The organism is Anabaena sp. TISTR 8404 (assembly GCF_056847745.1).
This window is the reverse complement of record NZ_CP180578.1, coordinates 3,287,900-3,305,122: the sequence shown is the minus strand read 5'-3', so window position 1 is coordinate 3,305,122 and position 17,223 is coordinate 3,287,900. Positions and strand designations below refer to the sequence as shown.

At 41.3% G+C, this 17,223-nt stretch carries 15 protein-coding genes; 10 read left to right on the top strand and 5 right to left on the bottom strand.

Annotated features, from left to right (window positions below; genetic code table 11):
• The first annotated feature begins 237 nt into the window (after positions 1–237).
• From ACMX3D_RS14300 to ACMX3D_RS14290, 3 genes are all read left to right on the top strand, one after another.
• Positions 238–1,137, top strand: coding sequence for a TetR/AcrR family transcriptional regulator (locus ACMX3D_RS14300; protein WP_482752057.1), 900 nt, complete (start codon positions 238–240; stop codon positions 1,135–1,137).
• 192 nt (positions 1,138–1,329) lie between these two features.
• Positions 1,330–2,802, top strand: coding sequence for a TldD/PmbA family protein (locus ACMX3D_RS14295; RefSeq protein WP_482752056.1), 1,473 nt, complete (start codon positions 1,330–1,332; stop codon positions 2,800–2,802).
• Between the two features lie 160 nt (positions 2,803–2,962).
• Positions 2,963–4,303: a TldD/PmbA family protein gene (locus tag ACMX3D_RS14290; RefSeq protein WP_482752055.1), complete on the top strand. Its 1,341-nt coding sequence runs from the start codon at positions 2,963–2,965 to the stop codon at positions 4,301–4,303.
• A 302-nt stretch (positions 4,304–4,605) separates the two neighbouring features.
• Here ACMX3D_RS14290 and ACMX3D_RS14285 read toward each other — a convergent pair whose 3' ends face one another.
• Complete coding sequence (locus tag ACMX3D_RS14285) at positions 4,606–5,835, bottom strand: amidohydrolase family protein (RefSeq protein ID WP_482752054.1); 1,230 nt, start codon at positions 5,833–5,835, stop codon at positions 4,606–4,608.
• A 46-nt stretch (positions 5,836–5,881) separates the two neighbouring features.
• Positions 5,882–7,249, bottom strand: coding sequence for a cysteine desulfurase-like protein (locus ACMX3D_RS14280; RefSeq protein ID WP_482752053.1), 1,368 nt, complete (start codon positions 7,247–7,249; stop codon positions 5,882–5,884).
• A 570-nt stretch (positions 7,250–7,819) separates the two neighbouring features.
• On the opposite strand from ACMX3D_RS14280, the gene ACMX3D_RS14275 reads away from it, so the two are divergent.
• The 7 genes from ACMX3D_RS14275 (at position 7,820) to ACMX3D_RS14245 (ending at position 15,479) form a co-directional block, all read left to right on the top strand.
• The gene (locus ACMX3D_RS14275; RefSeq protein ID WP_482752052.1) at positions 7,820–8,209 is read left to right on the top strand and encodes a DUF3011 domain-containing protein; all 390 of its coding nucleotides are present in this window, start codon (positions 7,820–7,822) and stop codon (positions 8,207–8,209) included.
• Between the two features lie 393 nt (positions 8,210–8,602).
• Positions 8,603–9,334, top strand: a complete 732-nt coding sequence (locus ACMX3D_RS14270) for a cation diffusion facilitator family transporter (protein ID WP_482752051.1) — start codon at positions 8,603–8,605, stop codon at positions 9,332–9,334.
• Positions 9,331–9,537 carry a hypothetical protein gene (locus tag ACMX3D_RS14265; RefSeq protein WP_482752050.1) on the top strand — a complete coding sequence of 69 codons (207 nt, stop codon included), beginning with the start codon at positions 9,331–9,333 and terminating at the stop codon, positions 9,535–9,537. The genes ACMX3D_RS14270 and ACMX3D_RS14265 overlap by 4 nt, the downstream gene beginning before the upstream one ends.
• 179 nt (positions 9,538–9,716) lie before the next feature.
• On the top strand, positions 9,717–11,630 hold the full coding sequence (locus tag ACMX3D_RS14260) for an alkaline phosphatase (protein WP_482752049.1): 1,914 nt from the start codon (positions 9,717–9,719) through the stop codon (positions 11,628–11,630).
• A gap of 192 nt (positions 11,631–11,822) precedes the next feature.
• Positions 11,823–12,302, top strand: a complete 480-nt coding sequence (locus tag ACMX3D_RS14255) for a PEP-CTERM sorting domain-containing protein (protein WP_482752048.1) — start codon at positions 11,823–11,825, stop codon at positions 12,300–12,302.
• 222 nt (positions 12,303–12,524) lie between these two features.
• Positions 12,525–13,607 carry a photosystem II q(b) protein gene (gene psbA, locus ACMX3D_RS14250; protein ID WP_482752047.1) on the top strand — a complete coding sequence of 361 codons (1,083 nt, stop codon included), beginning with the start codon at positions 12,525–12,527 and terminating at the stop codon, positions 13,605–13,607.
• 219 nt (positions 13,608–13,826) lie between these two features.
• On the top strand, positions 13,827–15,479 hold the full coding sequence (locus ACMX3D_RS14245) for a dipeptide ABC transporter ATP-binding protein (RefSeq protein WP_482752046.1): 1,653 nt from the start codon (positions 13,827–13,829) through the stop codon (positions 15,477–15,479).
• 17 nt (positions 15,480–15,496) lie between these two features.
• Here the strand turns inward: ACMX3D_RS14245 and ACMX3D_RS14240 are convergent, their stop codons facing one another.
• From ACMX3D_RS14240 to ACMX3D_RS14230, 3 genes are all read right to left on the bottom strand, one after another.
• Positions 15,497–15,628 carry a hypothetical protein gene (locus tag ACMX3D_RS14240; RefSeq protein WP_482752045.1) on the bottom strand — a complete coding sequence of 44 codons (132 nt, stop codon included), beginning with the start codon at positions 15,626–15,628 and terminating at the stop codon, positions 15,497–15,499.
• Positions 15,629–15,729: 101 nt separating this feature from the next.
• Positions 15,730–16,569, bottom strand: coding sequence for a GAF domain-containing protein (locus tag ACMX3D_RS14235; protein WP_482752044.1), 840 nt, complete (start codon positions 16,567–16,569; stop codon positions 15,730–15,732).
• 2 nt (positions 16,570–16,571) lie between these two features.
• Positions 16,572–16,991, bottom strand: a complete 420-nt coding sequence (locus ACMX3D_RS14230) for a nucleoside 2-deoxyribosyltransferase (protein ID WP_482752043.1) — start codon at positions 16,989–16,991, stop codon at positions 16,572–16,574.
• Positions 16,992–17,223 lie beyond the last annotated feature (232 nt).

The following is a 17,223-nucleotide window of genomic DNA, read 5'->3' as shown; positions in this document are numbered from 1 at the left end:
TTAGTACGTTAATTAAACTAATTAGTTTAACTGTACTGTAAATAAACTATACGGTACATTACAATCATGTCAAGAGTTATCGGTAGAATTAAAGTTTCGGATAAGTTGATATTTAAAAGGGAACAGCGACAGGTTAAGAAAAAAAACAGACAACAAACCTTGTATCTAAAAGAGTTACTTCACTGTTGCCCGTTGCCTGTTCCCTGTTCCCTCTCCTAAAGAAAGTTAATTTAAAGCATGAGAAAAAAGAGGAGAGACACAGAAAAAACCAATCAAGACCGTTTACCCTCAGCAGAAAAAGTTGATGCTATTTTTGCTGGGGCAATGCAAGAGTTTTTAGCACACGGCTACGTAGCAGCAACAATGGATAAAGTCACAGCCGCAGCAGGTGTATCGAAAACGACGGTTTACAATTACTTTCAAGATAAAGAAGGATTATTCACTGCTTTAGTTGAGCGACTAGCCAAGGAAAATTTTCGGGAAGCCTTTAGTCCGCAAGACGCACAATTTCTCCAAGGAGAACCTCATGTTGTGCTGCGGCGTATCGGAATTAATATTGTTGAGCAGATTAAACATCAGCCAGAGTTGTTGAGTTTAGTGCGGCTGATTATTGGTGAGTCTGGACGTTTCCCTTTACTAGCCCAAGTTTTTATCAGCAACGTCGATAAACCGCTTTTAGAACTTCTTGTGCAATATTTTGCTGCTCATCCAGAATTGCAATTACCTGACCCAGAAGTCACAGCGCGGATTTTTCTTGGTACATTAATTCATTTCACAATTGTCCAGGAGATGCTGCATTGTCAAGGGATTTTACCAATGGAGCGCGATCGCTTAATTGATAACTTAATTAATTTAATTACCAACAACCAAATTCCCAAAACTGAAATTACAGATAAATATTCTGGTACAAAACAGAAAACACCCAGGCGCAAACGTAATTCCTCCGGCAAATTTCAGATGGACTACCGCTCAGAACCCAAACAATTAAGGTCTATCAGACTCACAGATACAGCTTGGGAAAACCTCGCAGAATTAGCAGCAAAAAATAACCTCACCCGCAGCGAAATGATTGAAATCTTCGCCCGTCAAGCCTCTAAGGAGGCAGAAGACAGAAGGCAGGAGGCAGGAGAAAATTAATTTTTGTATATACATGGTAAGTTATAATTAATGTATATATATGGAGTAATTCTCATCTCCCCTACACCCCTGCACCCTTGCCTCCCTACTCCCTATTCCCCATTCCCCTGCATTTGGGTAAATTTGCTAGAGTTAACACACTAGGATTTTTCAGTTAAATCCCTGAAATTCGGCCAGCAGACGAGGCTACCCATGCTTACAAGTACCCTACTTCTCTCGAACCAACTACCGACCTTACAATACTCTTCCACAACAGAACGATTCGATGAAACGTGGGAAGCCCCCCTGGCTACCCTTTTGGGACTAGGACGCGCCGCCGGTGCTGACTTCATCGAATTTTTCTTAGAACGTCGCAACTACATCAGCTGTCTAGCAGAAGATGATGCTATCACCAGCATTTCACCAAGTTTGGCGACAGGTGCAGGCGTGAGAGTATTTCGTGGCAAAGCTGACTGCTATGTCAGCACAAATGACCTTTCCTTCTCTGGGTTAAAAGCAGCTTTAGAAAAAGGACTTTCTATTTTAGGGTTACAACTACCCGCGCCTTATTCCTTCATCCCCGAAATCAACCTCGAATTATTGCGAGACTACGCCACAAAAAGAGGTAAAGATGGCTGGTTAGGGCTGTGTAGTTCTATCCGTGAAATGGGCGAAGTTCTTTTGGATGGTACTGCTGCTTTGAAGCAAAAAGCCAACCATATGCAATCTCGCCGTGCAACTTATTTCCGAGATTGGCAAGAAGTGTTAGTTGCTTCCAGTGATGGAACTTTTGCCCGTGACATTCGCCTCACCCAATCGGTAGGATTTAACTTGTTGTGTGCCGATGGTGCGAATCGTGCTTCCATTGGTGAACGCGCAGGAAATACCAGCGATGCCAACTTCCTAAGAACTTGGGACTATACCCAAGCCGCCGAACAAATAGCCGAATCTGCTGGCAAGATGCTGTATGCAGATTACGTTGAATCTGGTACTTACCCCATCATTATGGCCAATCACTTTGGCGGGGTAATTTTCCATGAAGCCTGCGGACACTTACTAGAAACTACGCAAATTGAGCGCAATACCACACCCTTTGCCGATAAAAAAGGCGAAAAAATTGCCCATGAAAGTTTAACAGCTTGGGATGAAGGGCGTTCTGATCATGCCTTCGGGACAATCGACATGGATGACGAAGGTATGCCAGCACAAAGAACATTACTCATAGAAAAAGGTGTTCTCAAAAACTTTTTAGCAGATAGAGCAGGTTCTTGGCGTACCGGACACCCCAGAACAGGCAGTGGCCGCCGACAAAACTATACCTTTGCTGCTGCCAGCCGGATGCGTAACACATATATTGCAACTGGCGAATACACCAACGAAGATTTATTTGCCTCCGTTGATAAAGGTATTTACTGTAAGAAAATGGGCGGCGGTAGTGTTGGCGCTACAGGCCAATTTAACTTTAGTGTTGATGAAGCTTACTTAATTGAAAATGGCAAAATTACTAAGCCATTAAAAGGAGCAATACTAATTGGTGAAGCTAAGGAAATTATGAATAAAATTTCCATGTGTTCCCAAGATTTAGAATTAGCCCCAGGATTCTGCGGTTCCGTTAGTGGCAGCATCTACACCACAGTTGGACAACCACACATCAAAGTTGATTCCATCACCGTCGGCGGACGCTAATTATTCATATATAAAACCACAGATGTACATAGATGAATAGTGCTGAGTTATAAGACAAGCAAAGAATACTTTTTGCCTTACTTAGTACTCAGCAATAACTAAAGCAAAACATCCGCGTCCATCTGCGGTTAATTTAAAATCAAAAAATCCAAAATTGACTATGCCCAATATCAACGACATTGCAACTTACGCCAAGGAAAATGCTGATAAACTTGGCATCAAAAAATTCGATATTTATGGCTCAATCATAGACGAAACCAGTGTACAAGTAGATCAAGGTGAGCCAAAACAAGTTAAAGCCTCAAATCGCTCTGGTGTTACTGTGCGTGTTTGGAATGAGCAAAACACAATTGGCATTACCAGCACCACAGATGTAGACCCTAAAGGATTAGAATTAGCACTAAAAACTGCCTACGACGCTAGTTTCTTTGGTGTCAAAGAAAACGTTCCTGATTTTAGTCCAGAAGCGACAGTTCCTATTTCTCATCCACCAGATGAAAAAGCACCTCAAGCCCCAGTTTCTGAACTGATAGAAAAATTACTAGTAGCAGAAAAAGAATTACTGTCGGCACATCCAGCAATTAAAGGCGTACCTTACAACGGCTTAGCACAACGAGATATTGACAGATTTTATCTCAATAGTAAGGGTGCAATCAGAACCGAATCTCACTCCATCGCCTCAGTTTATCTTTACAGCAAAACTGAAGAAGAAGATAAAAAACCCCGCAGTGGTAATGCTTTTAGAATCAGCCACAGTGTTGATGATCTTGACATTAATGGTTGCATCAAAGAAGCCGCAGATAAAACTATCAGTCACTTGAACTACGAAAAAGTTAAGTCTGGTAAATATGTAGTTGTGTTTTCTCCAGATGCTTTTTTGAGTTTGTTGGGTGCTTTTTCTAATTTGTTTAACGCGCAAAACATTTTAGATAAGCAAAGTTTGTCTACTCCTGATGATTTAGGCAAAGAAATTGCTTCTCCATTACTTTCAGTTTACGATGATGCGTTGCATCCAGCTAATATTGGTGCAGAAACCTTTGATGGCGAAGGAACACCAACGCGTCAAGTAAAATTGATTGAAAATGGTGTGCTAACAGGCTTTTTACATAGTGCTGGTACTGCTAAAAGAATGAATGCGCAACCAACAGGTAATGCCAGTATTGGTGCTAAAGTTAGCGTTGGCCCCAATTTTTATCATGTATTCGCAGCAGCAACCCCTGAGCAAGAGTTGAGTTTGGAAACTGCGGAAAATGTAATTTTGATTGATGATTTACAAGCTTTACATGCTGGGGTGAAAGCTTTACAAGGTTCATTTTCTTTACCTTTTGACGGTTGGTTAATTAACAAAGGTGTGAAGACAAGTATTGAGTCAGCAACTGTTGCTGGCGATTTCTTACAAGTCCTAAAGTCCATTGTTTCCGTCGAAAAAGAAGTCGAATTAACCCCAGGCGGTGTTGCTCCCAGAGTTTGGGTTGAAGGACTTTCCATTACTGGGGAATAATGTAGAAAAAAGTAGGTTGGGTGGAGGCGTATGAGAGATGTTGACAGCAACATGGTCAATCTATAATTGCGCCGTAACCCAACACCAAATCATGAAATTTCAAATTTTGTACAGTGACAAATTAAATGACGTTGAAACAAATTGGTGTCATCAAGTTAAGCCTGACTCACTTTAAGCTTGCAACAATTTGTGTTGATATAGCTGGTAAGTTCTCTGTGTGAGTTCTTACGCTTAACGTCACACCCTCGATGACATTAATTTGGCAATACAATAAATAAAAAGTCACTGTACATCATGGTTCATCAAGCGATCGCAACTAAATCTCGCAACAGGCGACAATTTGGTTGGATAAACTTTCCTGAACGCACAACCCCGACGGGAATTAGTTTTTGCTTGGCTTTCAATGGCTGTTTTAAAGCGTCAAAAAATAACCAATCATCCTCTACTAACTCCAGAATTGTGATATCTGCAATGGAACCAACTTTTAAAGTGCCAATTTCTGCTTCGGCTTTTAAAACGCGGGCTGGGTTGATGGTGACAGTGGCGATCGCATCTGCTAAATCTAATCCTAAAGCTATCAGTTTAGAAATCCCACCACACAAACTGTAATTCAGCGTTGAGTCATCGTGAAGCTGCTTAAAATTACCGTGAGCGTCACTACTAATAGTGTGGGGAAAAACACCTTGCGCCATCATCCGCTGCGCAATCTCAAAGCTGAATTTGAGTCCATGTCCTAGATCTAATAGTATGCCTCGCTCGATAGCTGCAAACAACCACTCTGGTACTTGAGTGCGTGTTCCCATCAACCCATCCGGTTGACAACTGTAGCAGTGACCGAGAATATCTCCGGCTTTCATGTATGACAGCCCATTTTCTACTACTGTCTCTGGTTTGGGTCGATTAGCTTCGTCTACAGGAAACAATTCTCCGGTGTGAACATATAACGGTAAATTAGTGCGATCGCCAACTTCTTGTGCTAATTTCAGTACGCCCATACCCCAGCGCGATATTGAACCAGAATCAGCGTGGACTTTAAAGCCACGTACAATCTCTGGATTTGCTTTTGCTACTTGTACCAATGTTTCAATATCAATTTTTTCGGGATTTTCTAACCCTGAAACTGTGTTACCTATAGTTTGCGCTATTGCATGATTAACTAATAAAAAGCTACGTACATCTGTTTGTGATTTTTTTACAATATCTGATTTAAAACCGGAAAATGTAAACGGACTACTACTACCTTGGTCAACAATTGTCGTCACCCCAGCATTCACACCAACATCATCCGCAGGCACACCAAAAGTTGTTTTCCACTCGTAGACATGAACGTGTAAATCGATAAAGCCAGGACAAATTAAATAATTATGAGCTGCAAATATTTGCTTAGCGTCGTAAGGCTGTAACTGCTCAGCAACGGCGACAATTTTACCATCACGAACAGCAACATCAAAACGGCTATTCAGTGATTGACTAGGGTCAATTACCCAGCCATTTTTTAATACTAAATCGTAGGAATTAAGGTTAGTTTTCATAAAACCTCACGGGGTTGAAATAACCCCGCATCTTCAAAAAGAAAAATTAATCATCAGGCAGCACTGCTATTTCATGCAACACATGCAACAACTGATGAATTTCTTCGACGGTGTTGTAGTGTGCTAATCCAATTCGTAGTAAGCCGCCAGTAGTTTCTACACCTAACCTCTCTATTAAACCTAGCGCATAAAAATGACCATGCCATGTAAAAATACCGCGATCGCCTAATGCTTTAGCGATACTTTCAGGTGTTTTATTAGCTAGTCGCACGCCTACTGTTGGTGTCCGCCAAGCAAAGCGAGTTGGATCGGTGATGCCATAGCAGCTTAACCCAGGAATTTCTAACAGTCCAGAAATTAATTTGTGACTAAGTTCGCGTTCGTATTGTTGGATGGCGGACATGGCTGCAACTAAAGCCGCACGCCGACTGTGATAAGCAGAGGTGATGCTTGGTTGTTCTGATGATTTGAGAAACCGAGGACAACTGAATGTTTGTAATCCTTCCTTATCAGCTTCAATCAAGGCTGCAACGAGTTCGTTATCAATTGAGGGTGAAACATGACAACCTAATTTAGTTAAATAGTTAATCGCCGCTACTACCCCGGCTAAACCTTCATGATTGAGAGTTCCTGTTTCCCAGCGTGAGGGAACTTCATCTGGTGCAGGTTTAACTTTATAAGGTTGCAAACGTTCTAGATGTTCTCGTTTACCATACAAAATTCCAACATGGGGGCCAAAGAATTTGTAAGCAGAACAAGCAAGAAAATCACAACCCAAAGCGTGTACATTGATAGGTGCGTGGGGTACATAATGGACAGCATCAACAAATACCCAAGCACCAACTGCATGAGCCAAACGTGCGATCGCAGCAATATCACTAATTGTACCCACAGCGTTGGAAGCATAGCCAACGGCAACTAACCTTGTCTTTGGGTTAATCAGCCTTTCCAGTTCGCTCATATCTAAGGTGCAATCATCAACATTAATATCTACAACGCGGATAGTTGCACCTTGTTCTTCTAACGCATACCAAGAAGAAACATTCGCGTAGTGATCTAGTCGTGTGACAATAATTTCATCACCTGGTTGCAATTCTCGACCGATCGCCCGACTCAAAGCAAAAGTAAGGGTGGTCATATTCGCACCAAATACCACCTCATCACTATTACATCCCAAAAAATCTGCGATCGCCGCACGAGCAGAGGTAATAGTAGCGTCGGTACGCGCACTTGTCACAAAAGCCCCATGAGCATTGGCGTTTGACCTTACCAGATAGTCATTCATCGCATCTAATACCGCCCCCGGTACTTGAGTACCACCCGGCCCGTCGAAGAAAATTGCAGGTTGACCGTTGATTTTTTGCGTTAGTGCTGGAAACTGGCTACGTATCCATTTCAGGTCTAGCGGTTCCATAGCAGACTCCTAAGTTGATAGTTTTTTATTTATATATTTAGCGCCGCAGCCAAAGATTAAATTTGGTATTTTCTTCCAGAGTCAGGGCAAATAATTCTACATAAATCTCAATCAAATTCACCTGTCATTTTTAAAAATACCCTTTATAATATCTCTGCCAACTTTGATAAAGCTAGAACATCTCAGCAGGAAAAATATACTTTGCTGTCAGGTTCAAGATAACTATTAATTCAGTGAAAAAAGTTTTTTCTTAAATCTAGTTAATAATATTTAATTCTTGGATATAGATTTTCATGCACCAGACAAAGCCTATATTTTTCAGAATGCAAATATTCTTGGCATTTAAATTTGATATAGGACTCATATAGGACTCATATTTGATTATTGAAAAAATCAATACACATCTAGCTTCCCTTTTATCCGTTCCCTGTTCCCCGTTCCCTATTCCCTCCCTATACAAGGATTTTCATTAATCAAATCGGATTACTATAGCAAAATTGCCTATTAATACAGTTCGCTACAATTACTATAGTTCTTGTTGAAAACTCTTGAAGTAGTCTAATACTTGATATGGTTATGCGTTTTCCCATAATTGCAGCTACCTTCATTGCTGCCAACGTTAGTATCGGTACTCTTTTGGGCGTTGCAACTCCGGCTTCAGCGCAAGAAATAATAACTTGTTCTAGTCAGAATAATCAGAGGAATACTTGTTCTGTACCCAGTAGAGGTAGAGTCAGATTTGTGAGGCAATTGTCTGATGCAAGTTGCAGAGGAAATTGGGGCTACAGAGGAAATCGTATCTGGGTAAGAAATGGTTGTCGCGCTGAGTTTGCAGTTGGTGATAACAGAAACGATAGGTATGACAGAGGCGACAGATATGACAGAAACGATAGGTATGACAGAAGCGACAGATATGACAGAAGAGACAGGGATTACCGAAACGATAGGTACTACAGATAGAAAACTGAGGATTTCATCAACGTAGTTAAAGTTTTTTGACTTATGGCGATCGCACAAGAAAGTATATTGATATTCCCTCAAGCTTAATTTAGGCGATCGCCACCTATTTTGTAAAAGCTGACATCTTGTACCTGACTTTTCAAACATTCATTACAATAGCTACCACCTATAATTAAATTGATAATCATTATCACTTAATATCTCCAAGTTTTTACGGATTTTTACCTGTAATTAAACCTTATTTATTCAATCGTTAACCTAGAGACTTGTACATTTAGATGCGGGAATGTACAGGTATTCAGGTATCTAAGAATGGTGCTTTCAGCGAGGGAGCAGCTAACTGATAGCTTATTATTGGAGAGAAACTCCAGTAGGTATATCAGGTCAGATTCGATGCAATCAAGCCAGGTAAAGCAAAAATTTCAGGCTTTGTGGACTGCCTTAGTTTTACTCAGTGTCTTTTTTTGTGTGGAATTGAGTGCAGGAATTTGGAGCCACAGTTTATCTTTATTAGCAGATGCTGAACACATTCTTTCGGATGTAGCAGCATTGGGTCTAGCATTAGTCGCCTCCTGGCTATCCCAATCCATATCAAAACACAATGTATTGGGGCGCTACCGATTAGATATTTTGGCAGCCTTGATTAACGGTATCAGTCTAGCTTGTATAGCTGGCTGGATCGTCAAAGAAGCTCTGGTGAGACTGCAATCTCCCGATGTGGAAATCCTTGGTATACCAATGTTGGCAACAGCCTTGATTGGCTTGGGAATTAACAGCTTTAACGCTTTATATCTACATGGATGCAGTCATCAAGACCTGAATATCAGAGGTGCTTTTCTCCATTTAGTAGCGGATGTAGCTAGTTCTGTGGGTGCAGTGTTAGCTGCGATCGCAGTTATCTGGTTGAATTGGACATGGGCGGATGGAGTCATCAGTTTATTAGTAGCAGCACTTATTGCTTTTTTTGCTGCTTATTTAGTAATTCAAAGTGTGAAATGCTTGCGCGGTCAAATTACCGATATTACTAATGCTGCTTGTATGTGTAATTTACCAGCAGAAGAATGTGACGATCGCGATCGTGCAGAAAAAATATTGTTTCCATCCTTAGAGGAGCTAATTCGATGATTTCTTTACTAAAACAGTATTGGCGCTTATTAGCTTGTTTTTTGTCTGGTCTAGTTCTGACAGTCTCGCTGTCCTTCAAAATTCCAGGCCAACAAACAGCTATTGCTGCTCAACCAATTTATCCCCAGGTTGCAACCCAGGCTCAAGCAAACCTACCTCCAGATTTTTACTATAGCCACGAAGAACCGAATTTTTATCAATAGCTATAGTAAAGTGCTGAGTGCTGAGTGTAAACCCAGCACCTACAAGGCTTTGAGCAATCAACACCTTCCTTACCTAAGTGATTAACAGCTATAAAAGCTAACACTTGCTGAATAAATTTATAAGGCGCACTGCAATGACTTCATTTTTGAAAAAGTACAGGCGAGTGCTGAGCTTTGCTATGGCTTGCCTTTTCTCTAGTACTTTCCTGACGTTTGGTAATCCTGCTCCGGCTCTCGCTGCTGGTGGTAATGGAATCAACGTCATCATCATGATCGGCGATGGAATGGGTTGGAACATGGCACGAGCCGCAGCTGTAGCCAAAGGCGCTCCTTTCTACACAAGTGGTAAAGGCTCTGGTTTGAGCTTTCAAAATTTGACCGGCTATGGGTTAGTGACAACTTACGGTACAACCATTCAAGGAAGTACACCAGCCAATCCAACTAATCAGGTACATCTCACAGGTAACTCGGCTCTGGATGGCTCTAATTCATTTACAGGTGCAAGTTCTGTTCGTCCTGGTTTCTCATTTTCAGCTACTCCATTTAACCCTGGCGATCGCGCTGATGGTAACAGCATAGCCAACGGTAATTTAGCAGGTTATGACATCAACCAAGGAGGCCCTGCGCCTTGGATTCCTCTCACCCCTGCCAATCCTGGTAGCTACAACAGAGAGTACATCAAGTACAGTTATCCTGACTCTGCTAACACCGCCACTACTCTCTATACAGGTGTAAAGAGCTATAACAATGCCTTGGGTGTAGACGTTTACGAGCGGAAGTTAACAACCATCTTAGAAATTGCTCAACAACAGGGCAAAGCTACAGGTCTTGTTACTTCTGTACCTGTGAGTCACGCTACTCCTGCGGCTGCGGCTTCTTTCGTCAACCGTCGGAGTAAGTACGACAGCGTTTACAACCCTGCTCTCAGCAACCAAGACAGCATTTTGCAACAAACATTGCTGAACTTTAAACCCAATGTTTTGTTAGGTGGTGGACATCCCTTAGACTTTGAAAATAGAACTAATGTAGGGCCAGTCTACAATTACACCTACATCACCAAAGATACTTACGAGCATCTGAGAGATAATCCTACTCCTACAAGCAATAGATACGGCTACACCTTTTTAGAACGTAGCCCAAATGCTACTCAAGTCCTGCTAAACACAGCAGCTACCATCGACCCCAATCAAGGCGGCAGATTGTTTGGTCTATATGGTGCGCGTGGACAAAATGGTAACTTACCCACCAGTTCTTCTAAAGGTGATTACAGCACTACAGGTCTAGATAACTTCTCACTTTATAGCTCCGTCATTAGAGGTGCAGTTACTCCAGCGGCTTGTCCATCAGGTCAGTATATTCCTGGTTCCCCAAACGAATGTGTCCCTGTGATTGATGGGAATGGAAACCCAGTTCCTAGCCCTGCTCCTGATACCGTCCGTCCTCTGTCTCCTGGTGAAACTGATGCTAGTTTCATCGCTAGAGAAATTAATGAAAACCCAACTTTGGCTGATCTAACAAAAGCTGCACTCACAGTTCTCGGTAAAGACCAAGATGGCTTTTGGTTGATGGTTGAAGGGGGCGATATTGACTGGGCTGCTCACGACGACAACATGGATAACCTCATCGGTACTGTGAATGACTTCGACAAAGCAGTCCAAGAAGTTATTACCTGGATTAACAATAATGGTGGTTGGAGCAAGAACTTACTCCTTGTGACTGCTGACCACGACCATTATTTAACTCTCAATAATGACTTTGTTTCCAGACTGACTCCCAACCCAGACCCAAATCAAACCAGAGGCTTGAAGTATAACGCTAAAGAGATTACATACAACAAGCAAAATCCTCGTGATGCTGGTCACTTTTGGGGTTCTGACCCAAGATACAAATACCTTTGGGGTACTCACACTCGTCGGCTTGTACCTGTGTACTACCAAGGTGCTTACTCTTCAACTCTGACACGATTGTTAGGTCAAAATGTCCAGTTTACAGATAGTTCTGGGACTTACACTGCACCTGGTGTTCGCGGAGTGGTAGACCAAAGCCATATCTTTCAAGCAATGAAAGCTGCTTTGACAGGCTCGGCATCTTAAGAATAGAGGCTAGAGGCTAGAAAAAAAGAACGTTTGATTAGTGACTTGAGCAAAAATACTACTTTCTAGCCTCTTGTGCCTTTTTCATGTGTCTTTGTAAAGCTTTTTGTCGCAGAGATGTCTATGACTTCATCTCTGCTGTATGAAATCTACTTCCTTTATTTCCACCATTCTTCAACCAAGAGAAAAATAATGTTGAAAAAATTAGCAGCTGCGACATTAGGAACTGTGTTAATTTTTGTGGCTGGGGAGACATTGCCTGCTCAAGCAGCATTCATTAGCTATGGCTTCTCAAACACAGATAGAACGCTGATTGGTAATCTTTCATTTGACCAAGCAGCGGCGGCGGATGACCAATATGTAACAGTTGCTGAAGGCTTAAAAATTTATGCTACCTACGGTGGTCAGACATACACCGAAGCTGATGATTCTTTTGCTGCGGTTTTGACAAATTTCTTGGGCGAAATTACCCCAGGACAGGGTTTAGGATTGCAATATGTAGTAGATGCTTTTACCGTCAACGCTGAAGATTTTATAGATGCCAACAGCGTTCAAAAAGTTACTTACACGGCTGCTCCAGTACCAGAACCAGGTTCTATTCTGGGTTTATCTGTATTTGGATTAGGTGTTTTAGCACGTAAGAAGAAACAATCAGCCAATTTATCAAGGTAGATTTTTCTCAGGCGATCGCTACTTTCTCAAATCTTAAATGGGGTGAGTGCCAGATTTATCAAACACTCACCCTAAAATTTAACTAGTTATAAATTTCACTTATAGCCTACTTAAGTAATTTTTTTATGCAAAATACTTTACAAACCGCAACAGTCTTGATTAAGATATGTAACAACAGGTGAAAACACCTGAAACATACATAACCAAAGCAATCATAAAGACATGACCGCAACCTTAGAACAGCGCAAAAGCGCCAACATATGGGAGCAGTTCTGTAACTGGATCACCAGCACCAACAACCGCCTATACATCGGCTGGTTCGGCGTACTAATGATCCCTACCCTGCTCGCAGCAACCACCTGCTTCGTAATCGCCTTCATCGCAGCACCCCCCGTAGACATCGATGGTATCCGTGAGCCTGTTGCAGGTTCCTTACTCTACGGAAACAACATCATCTCCGGTGCAGTAGTACCATCCTCCAACGCTATCGGTTTGCACTTCTACCCAATTTGGGAAGCAGCATCCTTAGACGAATGGTTGTACAACGGCGGCCCTTACCAGTTGGTAATCTTCCACTTCCTGATTGGCGTATTCTGCTACTTAGGACGTGAGTGGGAACTATCCTACCGCTTGGGTATGCGTCCTTGGATCTGCCTAGCATTCTCTGCACCAGTAGCAGCAGCAACCGCAGTATTCTTGATTTACCCCATCGGACAAGGTTCCTTCAGTGATGGTATGCCCTTGGGTATCTCTGGAACATTCAACTTCATGATCGTGTTCCAAGCAGAACACAACATCCTGATGCACCCCTTCCACATGTTAGGAGTAGCAGGTGTATTCGGTGGTAGCTTGTTCAGTGCAATGCACGGAAGCTTGGTAACTTCTTCCTTAGTTCGTGAAACAACCGAAAACGAATCCCAAAACTACGGTTACAAATTCGGTCAAGAAGAAGAAACCTACAACATCGTAGCAGCACACGGTTACTTCGGTCGCTTAATCTTCCAATACGCGTCCTTCAACAACAGCCGTTCCTTGCACTTCTTCCTAGCTGCATGGCCTGTAATCGGCATCTGGTTCACAGCGTTGGGCGTAAGCACAATGGCGTTCAACCTCAACGGTTTCAACTTCAACCAATCTGTGATTGACTCTCAAGGTCGCGTGATCAACACCTGGGCTGATATCATCAACCGCGCTAACTTGGGTATGGAAGTCATGCACGAGCGCAATGCTCACAACTTCCCCTTAGACTTGGCTGCTGGTGATGTTGCTCCTGTTGCACTTCAAGCTCCTGCTATCAACGGCTAATCTGCTGAGATTGAAGCAATAACTCATCTGTGAATAAAAGGCGCTCTCCTAACGGGGAGTGCCTTTTTAGTTTGGGGTGAAAACGCAGAGGATGATGAGATAAACGCAGAGTGACGCGGAGTTTTTATCAGTCAATGGGAACAGGAACTTTAGGGAATTTGATACACTAGCTAAAATTTGAAATTATTCTAGCTGGTAGCTCTGGGCTGATAAATAAATATGAGTGATGCTTTATTCTGTATAGAACATTTACGAGTTGCCTATCCTCAACATGGTGAGGAAGAACTTAGGTGGGCGGTTGATGATGTATCTTTTACACTACAACCTGGGGAAAAAATGGGGCTAGTGGGCGAGTCTGGTTGTGGTAAATCTACTTTGGGACGAGCAGCGATGCGCTTGTTACCTCCATCTAGCCGGATTGAGGGACGAGTGACTTTTCAGGGACAGTCAGTATTTGATTTAACACCACAGCAGTTGCGGAAATTTCGGGGGGAGGCGGTAGCACTAATTTTCCAAGATCCGATGACACGCCTCGATCCGCTGATGACGATTGGCAAACACTGTATTGAAACCCTTCAGGCACACTCACCAGAATTATCAGCGCAGCAAGCGAAAGAAAAAGCACTGGCGACTTTGGAAAAGGTAAAAATCCCGGCGAGTAGATGGAATCAGTATCCTCATGAGTTCAGCGGTGGGATGCGACAAAGGGTAGCGATCGCGCTTGCTCTCCTTTTGAATCCTAAGTTAATTGTGGCTGATGAACCTACCACTAGTTTAGATGTGACTGTCTCGGCCCAGATTTTACAAGAATTAACGCGTCTGTGTGCTGAAGAAAATATGGCGCTGCTACTGATTTCTCACGATTTGGCAATGGTGGCAGAATATTGCGATCGCATCGGCGTAATGTACAACGGCAAGATGGTAGAAATGGGGCCGACTGCATCAGTATTTGGCAATCCTCAACATGAATATACGCGATCGCTTCTACAAGCAGCTTTGCATATTCAAGCTGTAGATGGAAGTAGTGAAAACCATTCGCAATCCCCAACACTTGATAGTCAATCGCCACTTTTACGAGTTACAGAACTCAAGCAATACTACACCATAGAACCTAACTTGATTGAACGACTGTTTAAAGCTGAAAGTCAGACAATCAAAGCCGTAGATGGAATTAACCTGGAACTATTTCCGGGAGAAATTTTAGGCTTAGTTGGTGAATCGGGCTGTGGTAAAAGCACACTATCACGGACTATCTTACAATTAATCCGTCCTACGGCTGGTAAGGTGGAATTTTTGGGCAAGGATTTAACCAAGCTATCACGCCAAGAAATTCGCTCTTCCCGCCGACAGATGCAAATGGTGTTTCAAGACCCCCATGCTTGCCTAAATCCAGCGATGACTGTGGGGCAGAGTATAGGTGATCCTTTGTTAATTCACAATCTTGCTGATGCTGCTAAGGCCAAAGAAGAAGTCTTGTGGATGTTGCAAAAAGTTGGATTAACACCGCCAGAAGTTTATTATCAACGTTACCCATCAGATTTGTCTGGAGGACAGCAACAACGAGTTGCGATCGCGCGTGCTTTAATTACTCGTCCTAAACTGTTGATTTGTGATGAACCTGTGAGTATGTTAGATGCCAGCGTGCAATCACAAGTATTAGATTTGATGTTGCAATTAAAAGCAGAATTTGAGTTAACGTATCTATTTATTACTCATGATTTATGGTTAGCAAGATTTTTGTGCGATCGCATTGCTGTGATGCATGGCGGTAAAATTGTCGAACTTGGCCCAACAAAACAAATTTTTGCTAATCCGCAACATCCTTATACTCAAACACTACTAGCTGCTGCTCCCCTTTTAGCTCGTACTTAAGGTTAGAGGTAAGCTAATCAATCATTCTCTATTTCTGCTGACAAATTTTCTAGTTCTGCCTCCAACTGCTCAATAGTTGGCAACTTTGTTTGTAACTCGTTGGGCAGTGATTTAGTAAGTTGAGTTTGCCATATTTCAGCTTCAGCCATTTTCTATAGTTTTTTGTATATATCATTCACTCTCGAAATTATTTTTAACTTTATATAAAGTTGCACAGTTATGAGAAATTGATATTTTCAATCAATGTTTACTAAGGTAATACTGTTTTGACCGATGGTGGTTGAACTGATGGTACATTTAACGATACAAGCAGTATTGCTGCCAAACGATTAGCAATTAAAATACCTAAATTTTGACTTTTTTTACAATCAAAAGTTTCTCTTTTTCTACTGGTTATACATAAAACTCCCAAACTATTTTTATTAGTATCAATAATTGGTATACACATCATGCTTCGATATTGGATTGTCCTTTGCCCTGGAAATATCTCATAATCCTTATCATCTGGTTCAATTTTATTATTTTTATCTACTTGAAAATGAACAATTTTTGTTACCTGCTCTTTGTATACTTTTCCTGCTATTCCAATTTTTTCACTAGAAGTTTTATTACCTATATAAAATTTCGTAAAATCTTGTGCTTCGGCAAAGCAATATTTCCAGGTTATTAGATAATTCTTATTCTTCGGCTCAGGACAGAATATGCTTATACCACAATTGTTAAATTGTGGAAAATCACATATATTATGTAATAAATTTTGGATTAAAATATCAAAATCCTTACTTGGTTTTTTCCCTTTTGCTAGTTCAGAAATGCAATCTAATAATTCTTTATCTATTTCAAGAAGTTGATAAGCTTCTTGATCATTATTTATTTTTTGCTTTAAAAGAAAAGAACAAAAGAGTAACGCAATACAAACACCTAATAAAATTAAAAGAATTATTGTCCATACCTGAACTATCACTGATTTAGCTAAGAAAGGATAGATCAACGGAGGAAAAGATGACAGCAAGTTTGTAATTAATCCAGACAATATAGCTAATATGATTACTCCCAAGGGATTTTCTATCAGAAACTTTCTAAAATTCATAATTAATCTTTTTTAGATTGCAAAGTTTGTATCGCAATAACAATATCTTCAAGAAATCTATCAGATTTTTCAATTATTCTAGATGCACTATAGTAGAGCATAGTATTAAAGCCTCCAGTATCTCCTGAAAGCCGAAAATCTGTGCGGAGTGCAATCACAGGAATACCTTTACTAATGGCATAACCACATTCCCAGGCGGTTCCGCTATCTGCATCGGCTCCATCTAAAATGGCTATGACAAGTGAAGATGTTTGTAATCCTGATAAGCAAACCTTATAAATATCTTTTCCTTTAAGTCTTTCACACTCTTTTTGTGGTAAGAAGATATGATAACCTTTTTCTTTTAGATATTGATATACTTTAAAGTTAAAATCCTGTTCGCCTTGGCTAAATAAAGGAGCAGCTAAGTAAATTGTCAACATATTTTTTATATGTTAAGCGTTGTATGAACTGAGCTTACATGACAGAGATTATAAACGAAGTAACAATAAGTATAAAGGATACATTTGGCTTACGACATATCAGTACTCTTCATCTTTTCTAATTCGATTCAATATCCGGTGTTGCATAAATGCAGGATGAATTTAAATGTTTAACCAAAATGAAAGATTGATTGTTCGAGCCTTTGCGCCTTTATACGAAACAAAATTTATC